Origin of the sequence: Aequorivita vladivostokensis (assembly GCF_000952855.1) — a bacterium.
Taxonomy (GTDB): domain Bacteria; phylum Bacteroidota; class Bacteroidia; order Flavobacteriales; family Flavobacteriaceae; genus Aequorivita; species Aequorivita vladivostokensis.
On sequence record NZ_JSVU01000003.1, the window covers coordinates 40,573 to 55,238 of the forward strand.

Consider the following 14,666-nt stretch of genomic DNA (forward strand, 5'->3'; position numbering starts at 1 on the left):
AATTTTAAAGGCTTTAGATATGAAATTGCCTATTCAACTTTTTTGCAATAATGGGCCAACGTATTTACAAGCGGATTCTTGGGCGTACTATCTAAAAATAATGGCCATGGCTGATAGAAGCAGCGAGGCAACGCTCACGTAAATGGCGGTATTTCTATTAAAGCTGCTGCTTTGTACCTGTGCCCTATTTGGTTCTACATAAACCACATCATTCTGTTGCAGATAATAATATTCGCTATTTAAAACATCGGCACTTCTGAGGTCCAAATACTTATAGTTTTTGGTTTTGCCATCGTCGCGTATCACCAATACATTATCCCTTCTTCCATAGAGCGTCAAATCTCCCGCTAGGCCAAGGGCTGCGGGCAGACTAAGGCGTTCCCCCTCAAAATTATAGGTGCCGGGCCTATTTACTTCGCCCAACAAACTAACCTTAAAATTTAAGATCCGGATAGTAACTATCGGGTCTTTTACATATTCTGAAATACGCTGGGTCAACATATCACTTAGTTCCGTCCGTGTTAAGCCCGCCACCTTTATTTTGCCAAGAACAGGAAAATCGATGGTTCCATCCTGGGCAGTAAGATAAGCTTGTTGCTGGTTGTTCGCATTATAGCTAAGCCCTGTCGTTGTTTCCAATGCAGGTCTTGTTTCGCTCATCAGGTTAAAGGGACGTACCGCATTTAAATCGTATGCCGAAACCACGATACTCAACAGATCGTCGGGCTGTATTTTGCTATTTTTTTGAATGGTATCCAATAGGCGCTGCCCTTCAGACAGATCCTGAAAATATACAATCTTTTCTGAAGATACGCAGGATACGCCAACCGTAACGAGTACAGAGAGTATAAAAAACCTAATTAAAAATTGTCTCATAACTTTTTTGCAAATATAAACTTTTCTAATGCCCTCCCTAAAGGAATAAGGCTTTTAACCTAGAGAATTGTGTTTTTAATCTATAAAACTAATGCGTTACATCACCTTCTCTTCTGTTTTTATGACTATAAAACCATTTGCTACACACCTTAAATAAACAAACCTTCATATATTTTATGAAGGTCTCGGCATTAAAAATATACTTTCCAATTAATTCTGATGATGCAGATCCAACATCTGATACTCGGAATTTTGACTTATAAACTCTGGCACTAGCTCCTTGATCCTCATCACCACTTCCGTTTTCTTGGTTTGGGTAGTAGCCTGCACAATAGCCTGTATCTTCATATTCACACCATGAAAATCCCCTACCGGTACTTTGGAGACCAAGATCTTGGAATGGAAGGTAGGCAAGGTTTGCGCGGTATCATTTAACAATTCCTCATACAATTTCTCCCCAGGTCGCAAACCGGTTATTTGTATATCAATATCCTTATAGGGCTTAAAACCAGACAATTTAATCATTCGTTCGGCCATATCGAGAATTTTTACGGGCTTGCCCATATCAAAAATAAATATTTCGCCTCCGTTGCCCATTGTACCTGCCTGTAGGACAAGTTGGCAGGCCTCAGGGATGGTCATAAAATATCTTATAATATCCTTATGCGTTACCGTTACCGGGCCACCGGCGGCTATCTGCCTTCTAAAGTGGGGAATCACCGACCCATTGGAGCCCAAAACATTACCAAAGCGGGTAGTGATAAATCGGGTATGGGTGCCAATTTTCTCCTGAAGCGATTGCACATACATTTCCGCAGCCCTTTTGGACGCGCCCATTACATTGGTGGGGTTCACGGCCTTATCGGTTGATATCATAACGAACTTGTCTATCCCGTGCTGCACTGAAAGATTTGCGAGGTTTACCGTTCCGCTTATGTTTACTCCTACCGCCTCATAAGGATTTTTTTCAATCAACGGCACATGCTTATATGCGGCCGCGTGGAATACCAAGTGAAACTTGAAGGAAGTAAAAATCATCTCCAACCGCTCAATATTTCTTACATCGGCAAGCACGGTCGTAAAATTCAGGTCGGGAAAATTTTGCTCCAAATAAAGCTCCATTTCATAAAGTGCAGATTCGGCATTGTCCAGCACCACTATCTCCGATGGATTGAACATAGCCAATTGCTTCACAATTTCACTACCAATGGAGCCGGCGCCGCCTGTTACCAAAATGGTCTTATTTTCCAGATCGTTCTTGATGATTTCGGTATCTATTTCAATAGGATATCGGTCCAGTAGATCCTCAATTTCTATATGCTTTATCTGGGTCTCCAGGTCTTCTTTTTTATTCCAATTCTCAACTGAAGGCATATTGAATACCTTTAGCTCGTTCGCCAAGGCAGCCTCCACGATCTCATTTGTTTCAGAAACCGATAAGGAATCGCGAACCATCAAGATACCGTCAATTTTATGCTTAACCATAAGAGCTGAAAATTCTGTGGAGTCCTTATGGATGGGCGTTAAAAAAACAGGTTTCCCCAATACATTTAAGCTTTTGTTTGAACTATCCTCTGAAACGAAACCCACCAAATGGAAGGATTGATCAGATTCTGAGGTTAGCGCTCTTCCCAAATTTATGGTCTGATTGTCCATGCCAACAATAACCACCCGTTTTTTCAAATTCCCACTGTTCATTCTACGCAGGTATTGGTAGGATTCCTTTACTACTATCCTAAAGAATAACAGGAAGGTAAAGGAGAGAAACATATAAAGAATAGCAGCCGTAGTGAGAAATATTTTTTCATCCGTAAAGCTGAAATAGGCCGTATTGAATACAATCACCGAAAATGCAGTCAAAAAGGAAGCCGCAGCTACCCTAAACACGTCGGTAAATGTGGAGTGGCGAACTATGCCCGCATAAGTTCTAAAAATATAAAAGAAGAAGACGTTCATGCCTATAAAAAATGCAGCGCGCCCCCAAAGGGGCCAAACGGTCTGAAATTTTAAAGGGGTTCCCTCCAAAATTAAATAGGTAATCCCAAAAGAGACCAAACATATAAAAATATCCAGCAGAAAAACTGCCCAACGGGGTAAATAGCGTTGGTTCAATAAACCTATGGCTTTGGTTCGCATGCGTAATCGCTCTAAAAATTTGTTATTATGAGGCAAAGTTCGTAGGATTTGGGACTACAAATATAGCTTAATTATCGATTAACTGCATTAAAACATCGTTAATCTTCACTTTTTCTTCAATCCTAAGGTTCGAGCCCGAAGGCAGGCACAAACCAATCTCAAAAAGATTTTCGGCCACCGTATCGCCATAATATGGCGCGTCCTTAAAAACCGGTTGCAAGTGCATCGGCTTCCATAACGGTCTGCTCTCAATATTATTTTCCGCCATGGCCACACGCAGATCTTCATTGGAAAACCCGCTGATCTTTTTATCCACTAGAATGCAGGAGAGCCAATGGTTTGAAAAGAAATCGGATGTGGGTTCCGAAAAAACCTTCACGCCACCTGCCCTTCCAAAAATCTCCTTATAAAACTGGTTCATTTTTCTTCGCAAGCCTACGTGTTTGTCCAAGACTTCCATTTGCCCTCGGCCTATCCCTGCCGAAATATTGCTGAGCCTGTAATTATAGCCTATTTCAGAATGTTGGTAATGCGGTGCGGCATCGCGCGCCTGGGTTGCCAAGAAGATTGCCCTTTCCTTGTGTTTTGGATTTCGGGAAACCAAAGCGCCTCCGCCCGAGGTAGTTATTATTTTGTTGCCGTTAAAGGAAAGGATTGAAATATCGCCAAAGGTGCCACATTTTCGGCCCTTATAGGTGCTGCCCAATGCTTCCGCGCTATCTTCTATTATGGGGATTTCATATTTTTCGGAAATCTTCTTTATCGCATCAACTTTATAGGGCATTCCGTAAAGATGTACGGCGATTATTGCTTTGGGTTTTTTCCCTTTTGCGATTCGGTCCTTGATTGCCTCTTCCAAATAATTTGGGCAAATGTTCCAAGTCTCAGGCTCGCTATCGACAAAAATGGGGGTCGCCCCTTGATACACAATGGGATTTGCCGAGGCCGAAAAAGTCATACTCTGGCAGATAACCTCATCGCCTCTTTCCACGCCCAATAAAATAAGAGCCAAATGTATTGCTGCTGTACCCGAGCTTAATGCTGCAACGTGGCTTCCATGGCCAAGATAACTTTCCAATGACTTCTCAAAACCTACCACATTCGGCCCCAAGGGCGCTACCCAGTTGGTCTGAAATGCCTCGTTGACAAAAGCCTGCTCCGCGCCGCCCATATGTGGGGAGGAAAGATATATTTTTGAGTCCATTAATTTGATGTTGGGGAAATATATTTAAAATTTCATTTACAGTAATATCGCATAAAGCTTACCCTATAATGAGGTAACAGCATAATATCTAATAGTATCGCACCTTTAAAAGGGCGCAAAGTTAAGAAATAATATGACGACATTAAATGATAAGGGATTGACAAATTTATTCTATCCCTCAAATTTAATATTCTGTGCGAACCATATAAATATTTTAGCTTTTAAGTAGCTTTTGAGTAGGCTTTAAGTAGCCTTTGAGTAGCCTTTGAGTAGCTTAAACCTACCTCAACGCCAATGGATACAGCTCGAACGTAGGTGAAGACCTTCCGAAAGTAGCTAGATTAGTTTTGAACCATACATAGAAACAGCTGCGCAACATTAAAAATTAATTGAGAAAAAATTTACTTCGTCAAAAAGAGCCACATAATCCTTAGGTCTTCCGCAAACGATCTATTGTAATAATAGTCCAAGTTCATTCGTACCTTGTCGGGAAAGATAACCTCATCATTGTATTTTAGGGGATCCGTCTGTTCTTTCAAAAGGGCTTCCTCATTATAATATTTTAAAGCCGCCTTACTGATCAAACCCGGTTTCAGCTCCAATATTTTTCTTTCCTCCCCCTCCAGTTTATCGTAATATCCGGGAATATCGGGACGTGGGCCCACAAAACTCATTTGTCCAAAAAGGATATTTAGCAGTTGCGGCAACTCGTCCAATTTGGAACGCCGGAGAAAATTTCCATATTTTGAAACGCTCCCACAACAAGTTTGTAATGTCCGTATCTTAAAAATGGTAAATTGTTTGCCATATTGGCCCACCCTTGGCTGGCAAAAAAGAGCCTTCCCCGTATCAAAATAGGCGAAAAGCAATAACAAGAGTAGTAACCAGCCAAAAATCAGGAGACCAATTATCGAAAATGCTATGTCGAAGATCCTCTTGATAGAAATATTATTGTTGGTTAGCAATTTTTAAATGGGTTGGGTATTAAGTATCACAGAGAGCAACCTGTCCTAAATGCAGGTCAAAGGGGTAGTATAAATGCAGCTAAGATCTTTTTTAAACTTTCTAAAATACAACTTAAAGTATTGAGTCCGCATTCTTACCTCAACCTATCACCCTGCCGGGATTCCCAACCACTACTGTGGCCTCGGGAACATTATGGATAATGGCGATTCAACTTTTATTTATGGGATAAAATTTAATTAACTCTTAACAGTCGATCACACTTGGAGAACATAATATCCTCTTTATAGTTTATAAATTTTTCAATGGTATTACCTCCTCTTAACCATTCCAAGTAAATCGCAGCGGTATTTACCCCAGCCTCATGGGAAAATGGGTAGCCGCCTCCAAAACGTGGATTGAGTTCAAGAACATATAGCTTTCCTTCTTTCTCTAGTATATCGCAATCTAAATTGCCGAGATGGTTTAAATTATCCCCTATACATTTACCAATAGCATCAAATCGACTATCAATTATAGAAATGGCTTTATCCGTTTCACCAGAACGCATTGATAGTTTCTGTCTAACAAAGTTACCAACGTAATTACCTTCAAAATCATTTAAAACATCCATACCAAATTCTTTTCCTATGATTCTTTCCTGTATTAGAATAGCGCGATTTACATCATCCTTACTTGCTTCCGCTAGAATTGTTCGGTTTAATTTTATAGTTTGAAGTTCATAGGCCAAATCCAACTCTCTCACATTTTCAGCAAAATCAATACCAATCGAGGCACTTCCCCATCTGGGCTTTAAAACTAAAGGAAACTTGAGCTCTCCAGATTCAATTGCTTTTTTTGCTTCATCAAAGTCAATAAAGGTTTTTGGAGATTTTAATCCATTGGCTTCCAGAAATTGTACAGTTTTCCATTTATCAAAAGCAATTTCTATGGTCTCCCGGTTAGGAACGATTAATTTTGCACCGGTTTCTTCCAATTCTAGCTTATGAATTGCCAATATTGGCAATTCCAAATCGTTCAAAGAAATTACCGCATCGATTAAATTATCTTTTATAGCCGATTTGAGAATTCTAATATAATCTGGATCATAAATAGGGGGAACCTTAATGGCCACATCAGCATCAATCAAAGCTGGTGCTGTCAAATCCATATCCGTCGCATATATAGTACCTACGCCATTTAAAGCTTCTTTAAAATAGTTTATCAAATAGTTACGACGACCTGCACAAGTGAATAAGATATTCATTTCTTTATTTAGCTAAAAAGTTAAAAGTACCACCAGTATGCCAGAATAAAATCCTCCCTTTAAGTTTGTTTTCCTTAATAAACTTTTGCATCCCAAAAAATGCTTTACCGGAATAAGTTGTGTCTAGGATAAAACCAAAGTCTTTAATAGAGTTCAACGATAGGCTGTCTAGCTCATAATTGCTTTTTGCATAACCGCCACATAAATATTCATCGAGAACAATCGCTTTGCGCATGTTATTTTTAATATTATATTTAGAGCAGAGTTCATTATAAAACTCTTGAACCACATTTTCAGCGTGAGCGGAATTTCGACCAACAGAAATACCGATGACTGATGTATTATGAAAATCGAATTTATCCAAACCCGCCATAATTCCCGCCTGAGTTGATCCAGTCCCTGAAGCAAGAAAGATATAATCGGGGTGCCAATTTTCAGAAACTGTGTAATCCTTTAAGACTTTAATTGCTTCAATATAAGCTAGCCCTCCTTCCATTGTATGCCCTCCACCCCATATATAGTATGGATTAAATCCAGAATTTGAATAGTCATCCATTGCGTGATCCATTAAAATACTAATATCTGAAGGCTCTTTTGCGAAAACAATCTTAGCCCCTGAAAGGCGGATAACCTTTGCATTTCCAGATTCGCTATTATATCGCTCCTTATCCCCGTGTAGTACAAAGGTACATCTCAACTTATGTCGTGCAGCAAATATTGCCACTGCCCTACAATGGTTGGATTGAATACCCCCCGTAGTAATTATACTGTCATACTGATCACATAAAATTGTTTTGCCTATATAATCCATCTTCCGGCCTTTGTTTCCACCGCCTAGGCTGGGGTATAAATCATCACGAAAAACGGCCAGATTTAAATCTAATTTTTGAATCATCTAGCACAGAATAATCTCATCATTAATAACCTCATATGCGAAAGCATCTTTTTTTAGGTCATCCTCCAAGCATCCCATATAATAGCGGTCTATTAAACCTGACTCCCGAACTACTTCCTGCCTTAAGATACCCTCAACCTTATAACCAATTCTTTCGCACATTTTAATTGATGCAATATTATCTGCATCAATAAATGCCCAAATTTTATTTAAAATTCCAATTTCGAAAGCATAAATAGATTTTAAGAAAAGAGTTCTTGTGCCAATTCCTTTTCCCTTATAATTTGGATCCACTATGGTATAAGATTCTCCTTTACGTAATTTGGGATCTATTCCTGTCAATCCATCCATTGCGCAGACAACTCCATCTTCTTCGATAACAAAATCCATTCGAGTATCGTTGCCGACATTATTCCTAAACCAATCTTGAGTTTTCTCTAATGTAATTGGAGGAACAAAATGCATTGTTTCATAAACTCTCGGATCATTCATCCATTGAACTCTTAGTTCTAAATCATCAAGTTTTAACCTTCTCAACTTATACATAATTTATTTCTTTATTGTTCGACTTCTATCAATATCTAAAGGGTTGCCTAATTTACCAGGTATAATTTCCACCTTTTCTGCTTTTAAAACGTTGATTACAGTTTTAGTTAAGATTTGGATATCCAATCGTAGTGATAATTCTTTCGCATACTTCACGTCCATTTCCAACCGTTCGTTCCAACCTAAAAAATTACGCCCACTTATCTGAGCCAAACCAGTTATACCAGGCTTAACAGTATGTCTCAATTTTTCCCTAGCGGTATAAAAAGGAAGGTACCTTTCAAAAAGAGGTCGAGGTCCTATCAAACTCATATCACCCTTCAAGATATTTATTAACTGTGGAATTTCGTCCAAAGAAGTTTTTCTAACAAAAGCGCCGATTTTAGTAAGGCGTTGGGCGTCAGGAAGTAAATGTCCTTCCAAATCCTTTTTATCGTTCATACTCTTGAACTTGATTATGCTAAAAATCCTTTCATTTTTCCCAGGTCGTTTTTGAAAAAAAAAGGGGGTCCCTTTATTGGCAATCATTAATCCTATCGTTACTATTACAAAAATAGGGGATAGAATTATAAGGCCGAAAAATGCCGCCAAGAAATCAAACGTAGGCTTAACAATATTTCTATACATTTATTTTTTCTACAATTAGGTTATAACTTCTTTCCACTAAATATTCATTCTGCAATAAGTTCCAAGACCGATCCCCCAATATATCTAAATTATCTGCACATAGCTTCGAAATTTTAACTTGAATGCCGTTTGCATCTCCAGCTTCTACCCAATATCCACATTTGGCTTCCTCTATAATTTTTCCAATATCTGTATTTATATCTGTTGCCGCCAAAACGGGCATTTTCATTTCTAAATATGCGAGAAGACGGGAAGGGAAATTAGGAATGGTAAAATCTTTGTGCAAAAAGATCATTCCTACGTCACAAGCGGCAAGGAGGACGTCGTATTCATCCCTTGGCAAACCGGATAGCAAGGTAGCGTTGGTTGGTTTATTTTGATTAAACCAGATCTCTATTTTCTTAAATTGAGTACCGCTTCCTACCACTAAAATATGGGCTAGGGGTTCTTTAAGGTCTGAAATAGTTTCTATCAAAAAATCGATACCTTGAGGAATACCTAAATTACCGCCGTAAACGAAAATTCTCTTATCAATAGGTATGTTGTATTTATTTTTAATCTTTACTCTCTCTTCTTCGCTGTATTCAATAAATTTAGGTTTTATCGTATTAGGATTCACCTCTACTTTATTCCTTGATATATCTGGATTATGCTCAAGAACAAATTTTTTATTGGCTTCAGACATACATCCAATAGTATCTGAGATCTTATAAAGACGCTTTTCTTTATTTACGAAGGTTTTATGCAACAGTCCTCCTTTTTTCATCATTCCCATATCCACTGCATTTTGTGGGAAAATATCTTTCAACAATAGATATGAATATGCTCCATCACGTTTTTTTATAAAATCGATGACCTTGGAAAACGTAATGGGAGGAGTTGAATACAGAACTAAATCAAAATCAACATTTTTTATATACTTTTTTATTGCCGATAAAAATTGACCTTCAATAAGGATTTGGCCCAATCCTTTTTCTAGCACATTGGTTTTTGTAAGATTAAGAGATTGTACGTTTAAAATATTTGCTTTTCCCTCTTGGGTAAAGGACGTTTTGGTTTTATGCCGTCTTTCAACCGGAGCAACTATATAGACATTATGACCCTGCTCAATAAAATGATTTAGGAGGTCTTGATAAATTCCTCTCTTTTTCAGCGTGGTAATATTGACCATGGTTAGAAATAGAACATTCATAATTATTTCCTATTTATTGTCTTGCCAAACCACTCGGTTAATATAATCTGTGTAGGAAATAATAATGCGAACCATTTTTTCCGAAACATTGGGCATACTATAGTCTGATACTTGTCTGAAATTGCGGCTTTCTCCCAATTGTTGCTTTTGTAATTGTACTAAGCCTTGAAGAATACGTTCAGTATTTAAACCTACCATCATAACAGATGCTTCTTCCATTGCTTCGGGCCGTTCGTGTGCTTCACGAATGTTTAAGGCTCTAAAATTGAGAATGGAAGATTCCTCACTTATTGTACCAGAATCCGATAGAACAGCGAAGGAATGCTTTTGAAGGGCATTGTAATCGTGAAAGCCCAAGGGTTTTAGGAACTGAATATTTTTATGGGTTCCTACTTTCCTTTTCTCAATCATATTGCGAGTACGTGGATGGGTAGAAAAAATAATAGGATAATCGTATTTCTCAGCTATGGTGTTTAAACAGTCGATTAAACCCTTAAAGTTTTTTTCTGAACTTATATTCTCTTCACGATGGGCAGAAACGACGAAGTATTTATTTTTTTCCAAATTTAATTTAGACAAAACATTGGAAGATTCAATTTCTGAGGCATAATTATTTAAAACCTCAAACATGGGGGATCCGGTTTTTATGATTCTATCTGCTGGCAACCCTTCGCGCAATAAATACTCCCTTGCTATATCACTGTAGGTTAAGTTTATATCGCTAATATGGTCAACAATTTTTCTATTGGTTTCTTCAGGTACTCTTTGATCAAAACATCTGTTTCCGGCTTCCATATGAAAAATGGGAATGCGGCGTTTCTTGGCGGCTATAGCGCATAAGCAAGAGTTTGTATCGCCCAAAACTAAAAATGCATCCGGTGCAACTTCTTCCAATACTGGATCTATATTTATTAGTATTTGTCCCGCTGTTGTTGCGGCATTTGGGCCAGCAGCATTTAGAAAATAGTCAGGTCTGCGGATGCCTAGGTCTTCAAAAAAAACTTCATTTAATTCATAATCGTAATTTTGACCCGTATGCACCAAAATGTGTTCTATGGCCTCAGAGGAGTCTAAGGCAATTACCACTCTTGATAATCGTATTATCTCAGGGCGGGTGCCCACTACTGTCATTACTTTTAATTTTTTCATTCTATATTCTTTAAAGTCAGCGAATTAAAGCGGTTTTTGGGATTTACAAAGTTACACTTCTTCAAAATAAGTATCTGCATCCTCCGGATCATAAAACTCATTAATCCAGAAATTGGTGTATAATACTTCATCTCCAATATTCTTTATGTTGTGTGTGTACCAAATAGGCATATCAACATAGGCAGGTTCATTCCCATCTAAATAGAAATCCAGTACTTCATCGGTTCCTATCTTTCGCAGTTGAATTAGGGCCTTGCCTTTAATTACCGCGAAACGTTCTATTTTGCGGGTGTGAAAGTGATTGCCTCTGGTTATTCCCGGCACCGTAGTAGAAAAGGAGACCTGCCCTCCTACTCCTAAACGTATCACCTCTACAAAAGATCCTCTTGGGTCGGTGTGTTGGGTAAATTTTACCGGGAAGTAATTGGCAATATCCATATAACAACGATAGGTGTTGAATAAGTTTAATTCGAAAGTATTGTTGAGAGATGGTATTTCTCCTCTGTCTTGGTATTGTGATTTATAGTTTTGAAGGAGATCCAATAACTCAGATACCTTAGCTTCCGAAGTGTGAGCTACGGTATATAAAGCTTCATTCTTTCTTTCGCGAATTACCTTTAATATCTCTGCTACCAACTCTCCTACATATATAAGTTTTAAATCACCATCTACTTGGATTTCGGGGGTTTCCCTATTTGCGATTTGATGGGAAAAGGTTGCTACCACGGAATTGTAATATGGATGCCCGAAGGGGCCAAATACATTGGGAATAACCATCCCAGTAAAAGTGCTTTTGGCCTCTTTTGCCCATTCTACAAATCTCTCCCGACCTTCTTTCTTTGATTTGCCATAGGGATTATCCCTCTCCTCCTGAGAAGAAGATGACATAATTATATGGGCTTTACTTTCAGTACGGTTTAAGGAAGCTATAAGTTTTTGGACCAGCTCTAAATTTGTTTTGTATATAACCTCTGGGTCATTATGGCGGTTCATTGCTGCAAGGTGGACAATGACATCACATTGGGCAACGAAAGAATCCATTTCCTTCTCGTTGGTAAAATATTTTTTTTGAAATTCAACACGTGTAAATTCCTCAGGATATAAACCTAAAGTATTGTACAAATGTGTGCCAACAAAGCCATGTTGGCCGGTAATTCCTATTCTTAACATATTATATTCTTTTAAGGTTTCTGGCAGATACTTCGACAGGCTCAGCACAGGTTATCGCAGATTTAAATACCGCGGATGTCCGCTGATTTTTCTAATTATCTGCGTAAATCTGCGAAACCAATCCGCACAAATCTGCGATAAACCTTACTTTTTAAAATAATCAATATCAAATCGATACTCGTCCTGCACCTTCCCTATCAAATGATCTGCCAATACCAACAATTTACTAGCTTCCTCCAAAGCCTGAATAGCTGTAACACAACCAGAAGGAATATGCAAAAAATCCAAAGGCCCTTCCTTAACGGTAAAACTTTCTATGGGCAATTCCGGATTCGGTTTATCAAATGAATCAATGGCAATAACCTGTATTCGAAAACTACCCTTAATGCAGGCAAACCATCGCTGCTCAATCTTATGTCCCTGCCAACCACGAACAAAATCAGTATCGGCATTTTCAATGATATAAATACGCTTTATCTCAGAAGCGTCAAAGTGATTATTATAGGAAATAAATCCTCGCCCATCTTTATAGATATTGCCCTTTAATAGGTTCATAGCGTATTTATTTATTGAACATAGTCTTCTACCTCTTCCCCAAAAACTTCCTTACGGATTAGCGGTAATTTAGAGATTAGATTTATTAATCCCTCTACCCCTTGTTGTTCCGCATTATGCGAATGATAATCTTCAATTTTGGAAACATCTTGCTCTCCCTCTGAAAAATACTTTGCATAGTTAAGGTCTCTATTATCGGCAGGTACCCTATAAAAGTCGCCCATATCTTCCGCCTTAATCATTTCCTCACGGGTACAGAGTGTTTCATACAATTTCTCTCCATGCCTTGTACCAATTACCGTTATAGGAACTTGCTTACCTGTAATCTCAATCATCGCCTGCGCTAAATTGCCGATGGTACTAGCAGGTGCCTTGTTTACAAACAAATCACCCGAATTTCCATTCTCAAAGGCAAACAAAACTAAATCAACCGCATCATCCAGCGACATAAAGAACCGGGACATATTTGGGTCGGTAACCGTAATAGGCTCTCCTTTTTGTATTTGATTTAGAAACAAGGGAATTACAGAGCCACGGGAAGCCATAACATTTCCATAACGCGTTAGGCAGATATCTGTAAATTCATGGTTTCTAGACTCGGCTATGGCCACCTTTTCCATCATTGCCTTGCTAATTCCCATAGCATTTATAGGGTATGCCGCTTTGTCCGTACTCAGGCAGATAACCTTTTTTACCTTATTGGCTGCAGCTGCCCGAATTACATTTTGAGTGCCAATAACATTGGTCTGTACCGCTTGCATTGGAAAAAATTCACAAGAAGGTACTTGCTTGAGTGCAGCGGCATGAAAAATATAGTCCACCCCGTGGGTGGCAGGTGCTACCGAATCATAATCGCGAACATCACCTATATAATAGCGAATTTTATCATTTTTATAGCGGTTGCGCATATCGTCTTGCTTTTTCTCGTCTCTACTAAAAATGCGGATTTCCTTAAAGTGGTCGGTATGTAGAAAACGGTTGAGTACTGCTGTGCCAAAGGAGCCCGTGCCGCCAGTGATTAAGAGGATTTTATTTTGTATCTTCATTATTTTCTTTTAGAATTTGAATTAAATCATCTATCTGATTAAAAACCAGTTGTTTGGTTTCCTTAATATTGTTTCCTTGTGAATCAATTAACGCCTTTATTATGCTATTTACATTTAATGGGTCAAAAAGGAGAGAAGGTTTACAAACGGCAAAGGTATATGGTAAATCTGCTCCAATTACTTTGCAACCATTTTCAATTGCTTCAACTAATCCTAAACCAAAACTTTCTGCTAGAGAGGGGTAGATTAAATATTCATTTGATTGATATAGCTCGTATAATTCTCTTCTCAATACAAAGCCATGATTAACAATAGGATATTCCAGTTTTATTTTTTTTTCAATTATGTCAATTAAAGGTGAAGACTGTGCGCTAATAGTTAGATGTAAAATACCCATTTTTGTTTTATCATAGAAATTACAAAAAGCTTCAATCAAATTTTGATGATTCTTATGAGGGCCTTGATTGCTAATATATACAAACCCATCTTTCCTACGTGGAATATTTATCTTATCTCCATCTAAAGGAGGGAAAAACGGCAAAACTTCAATTAAGTTTCGGTCAATTTTATATTTTTGTGCCAATCCTTCTTTGATGAGTGTTGATTGTACTAACCAATAGTTTGTATTTGATTTTAATATATTTAGAACAAAAGATTTAGCTCTCAATTTAATTCTTGTAATGGTAGAAACTGAATCTGGGATGGCTAAAAATAATGGTTGATGAAAATATGTATAAACAGGTACTTTAAATTTAACTAAGGGCGGTAAATTGCTTAAACAAAATATTTTGGAAAATTTTGATTTGTTTTTTATGTAGAAGTTATTTCGCGCTAAGAGCGATGCCTTTAGAAAAATTTTACGATTATCTGGGATGAAATTATAATCGTTTTCACAGCGCTTATCAAAAAGATAAAAACAATTTACCTTCTTTTTTTCTAATCTTTGTACTAAATAATCAAGCAGTACCTTTCCGCCACTATTGTTAATATATAAACTATCTAATAATAACACCGCAAGATTTTCAATTTATTAAACAAAGTAATTTTTCATAAAAGACGTT

General features: G+C 37.9%; 14 protein-coding genes. All 14 read right to left on the reverse strand.

Annotated elements, in window-relative coordinates:
* Positions 1 to 87 precede the first annotated feature (87 nt).
* The 14 genes from MB09_RS05115 to MB09_RS05180 all read right to left on the reverse strand — a co-directional run bounded on the left by MB09_RS05115 (position 88) and on the right by MB09_RS05180 (position 14,617).
* Positions 88 to 876, reverse strand: a complete 789-nt coding sequence (locus MB09_RS05115; protein ID WP_045079824.1) for a polysaccharide biosynthesis/export family protein — start codon at positions 874 to 876, stop codon at positions 88 to 90.
* A gap of 210 nt (positions 877 to 1,086) precedes the next feature.
* Positions 1,087 to 3,012, reverse strand: coding sequence for a polysaccharide biosynthesis protein (locus MB09_RS05120; RefSeq protein ID WP_045079825.1), 1,926 nt, complete (start codon positions 3,010 to 3,012; stop codon positions 1,087 to 1,089).
* 67 nt (positions 3,013 to 3,079) lie between these two features.
* Positions 3,080 to 4,216 carry a DegT/DnrJ/EryC1/StrS family aminotransferase gene (locus MB09_RS05125; protein WP_045079826.1) on the reverse strand — a complete coding sequence of 379 codons (1,137 nt, stop codon included), beginning with the start codon at positions 4,214 to 4,216 and terminating at the stop codon, positions 3,080 to 3,082.
* A 401-nt stretch (positions 4,217 to 4,617) separates the two neighbouring features.
* Entirely contained in the window at positions 4,618 to 5,181 is a 564-nt protein-coding gene (locus MB09_RS05130; protein ID WP_045079827.1) for a sugar transferase, read from the reverse strand.
* A gap of 233 nt (positions 5,182 to 5,414) precedes the next feature.
* Complete coding sequence (locus MB09_RS05135) at positions 5,415 to 6,425, reverse strand: ATP-grasp domain-containing protein (protein ID WP_045079828.1); 1,011 nt, start codon at positions 6,423 to 6,425, stop codon at positions 5,415 to 5,417.
* A 4-nt stretch (positions 6,426 to 6,429) separates the two neighbouring features.
* A complete protein-coding gene (locus tag MB09_RS05140) occupies positions 6,430 to 7,320 on the reverse strand; it encodes a 1-aminocyclopropane-1-carboxylate deaminase/D-cysteine desulfhydrase (RefSeq protein WP_045079829.1) in 891 nt (296 codons plus the stop codon).
* Positions 7,321 to 7,866, reverse strand: a complete 546-nt coding sequence (locus MB09_RS05145; RefSeq protein WP_045079830.1) for a GNAT family N-acetyltransferase — start codon at positions 7,864 to 7,866, stop codon at positions 7,321 to 7,323.
* Between the two features lie 3 nt (positions 7,867 to 7,869).
* Positions 7,870 to 8,493 carry a sugar transferase gene (locus tag MB09_RS05150; RefSeq protein ID WP_045079831.1) on the reverse strand — a complete coding sequence of 208 codons (624 nt, stop codon included), beginning with the start codon at positions 8,491 to 8,493 and terminating at the stop codon, positions 7,870 to 7,872.
* Positions 8,486 to 9,664 carry a glycosyltransferase family 4 protein gene (locus tag MB09_RS05155; protein WP_240484808.1) on the reverse strand — a complete coding sequence of 393 codons (1,179 nt, stop codon included), beginning with the start codon at positions 9,662 to 9,664 and terminating at the stop codon, positions 8,486 to 8,488. The genes MB09_RS05150 and MB09_RS05155 overlap by 8 nt, the downstream gene beginning before the upstream one ends.
* 30 nt (positions 9,665 to 9,694) lie before the next feature.
* Positions 9,695 to 10,834 carry a non-hydrolyzing UDP-N-acetylglucosamine 2-epimerase gene (gene wecB / locus MB09_RS05160; protein ID WP_045079833.1) on the reverse strand — a complete coding sequence of 380 codons (1,140 nt, stop codon included), beginning with the start codon at positions 10,832 to 10,834 and terminating at the stop codon, positions 9,695 to 9,697.
* Between the two features lie 51 nt (positions 10,835 to 10,885).
* Positions 10,886 to 12,004, reverse strand: a complete 1,119-nt coding sequence (locus MB09_RS05165) for a polysaccharide biosynthesis C-terminal domain-containing protein (RefSeq protein ID WP_045079834.1) — start codon at positions 12,002 to 12,004, stop codon at positions 10,886 to 10,888.
* Positions 12,005 to 12,148: 144 nt separating this feature from the next.
* Positions 12,149 to 12,559 (reverse strand): WxcM-like domain-containing protein, encoded by a 411-nt coding sequence (locus tag MB09_RS05170; RefSeq protein WP_045079835.1) that lies wholly within the window; start codon positions 12,557 to 12,559, stop codon positions 12,149 to 12,151.
* A gap of 11 nt (positions 12,560 to 12,570) precedes the next feature.
* Complete coding sequence (locus tag MB09_RS05175; protein ID WP_045079836.1) at positions 12,571 to 13,605, reverse strand: polysaccharide biosynthesis protein; 1,035 nt, start codon at positions 13,603 to 13,605, stop codon at positions 12,571 to 12,573.
* Entirely contained in the window at positions 13,589 to 14,617 is a 1,029-nt protein-coding gene (locus tag MB09_RS05180) for a glycosyltransferase (protein ID WP_045079837.1), read from the reverse strand. The genes MB09_RS05175 and MB09_RS05180 overlap by 17 nt, the downstream gene beginning before the upstream one ends.
* Positions 14,618 to 14,666 lie beyond the last annotated feature (49 nt).

Bases quoted from the DNA above. Each gene is read 5' to 3' on its own strand.
- MB09_RS05140 (WP_045079829.1), bottom strand. From the start codon at position 7,320: ATGATTCAAAAATTAGATTTAAATCTGGCCGTTTTTCGTGATGATTTA.
- MB09_RS05125 (WP_045079826.1), bottom strand. From the start codon at position 4,216: ATGGACTCAAAAATATATCTTTCCTCCCCACATATGGGCGGCGCGGAG.
- MB09_RS05115 (WP_045079824.1), bottom strand. From the start codon at position 876: ATGAGACAATTTTTAATTAGGTTTTTTATACTCTCTGTACTCGTTACG.
- MB09_RS05175 (WP_045079836.1), bottom strand. From the start codon at position 13,605: ATGAAGATACAAAATAAAATCCTCTTAATCACTGGCGGCACGGGCTCC.
- MB09_RS05165 (WP_045079834.1), bottom strand. From the start codon at position 12,004: ATGTTAAGAATAGGAATTACCGGCCAACATGGCTTTGTTGGCACACAT.
- MB09_RS05155 (WP_240484808.1), bottom strand. From the start codon at position 9,664: ATGGTCAATATTACCACGCTGAAAAAGAGAGGAATTTATCAAGACCTC.
- MB09_RS05120 (WP_045079825.1), bottom strand. From the start codon at position 3,012: ATGCGAACCAAAGCCATAGGTTTATTGAACCAACGCTATTTACCCCGT.
- MB09_RS05135 (WP_045079828.1), bottom strand. From the start codon at position 6,425: ATGAATATCTTATTCACTTGTGCAGGTCGTCGTAACTATTTGATAAAC.
- MB09_RS05170 (WP_045079835.1), bottom strand. From the start codon at position 12,559: ATGAACCTATTAAAGGGCAATATCTATAAAGATGGGCGAGGATTTATT.
- MB09_RS05145 (WP_045079830.1), bottom strand. From the start codon at position 7,866: ATGTATAAGTTGAGAAGGTTAAAACTTGATGATTTAGAACTAAGAGTT.
- wecB (WP_045079833.1), bottom strand. From the start codon at position 10,834: ATGAAAAAATTAAAAGTAATGACAGTAGTGGGCACCCGCCCTGAGATA.
- MB09_RS05150 (WP_045079831.1), bottom strand. From the start codon at position 8,493: ATGTATAGAAATATTGTTAAGCCTACGTTTGATTTCTTGGCGGCATTT.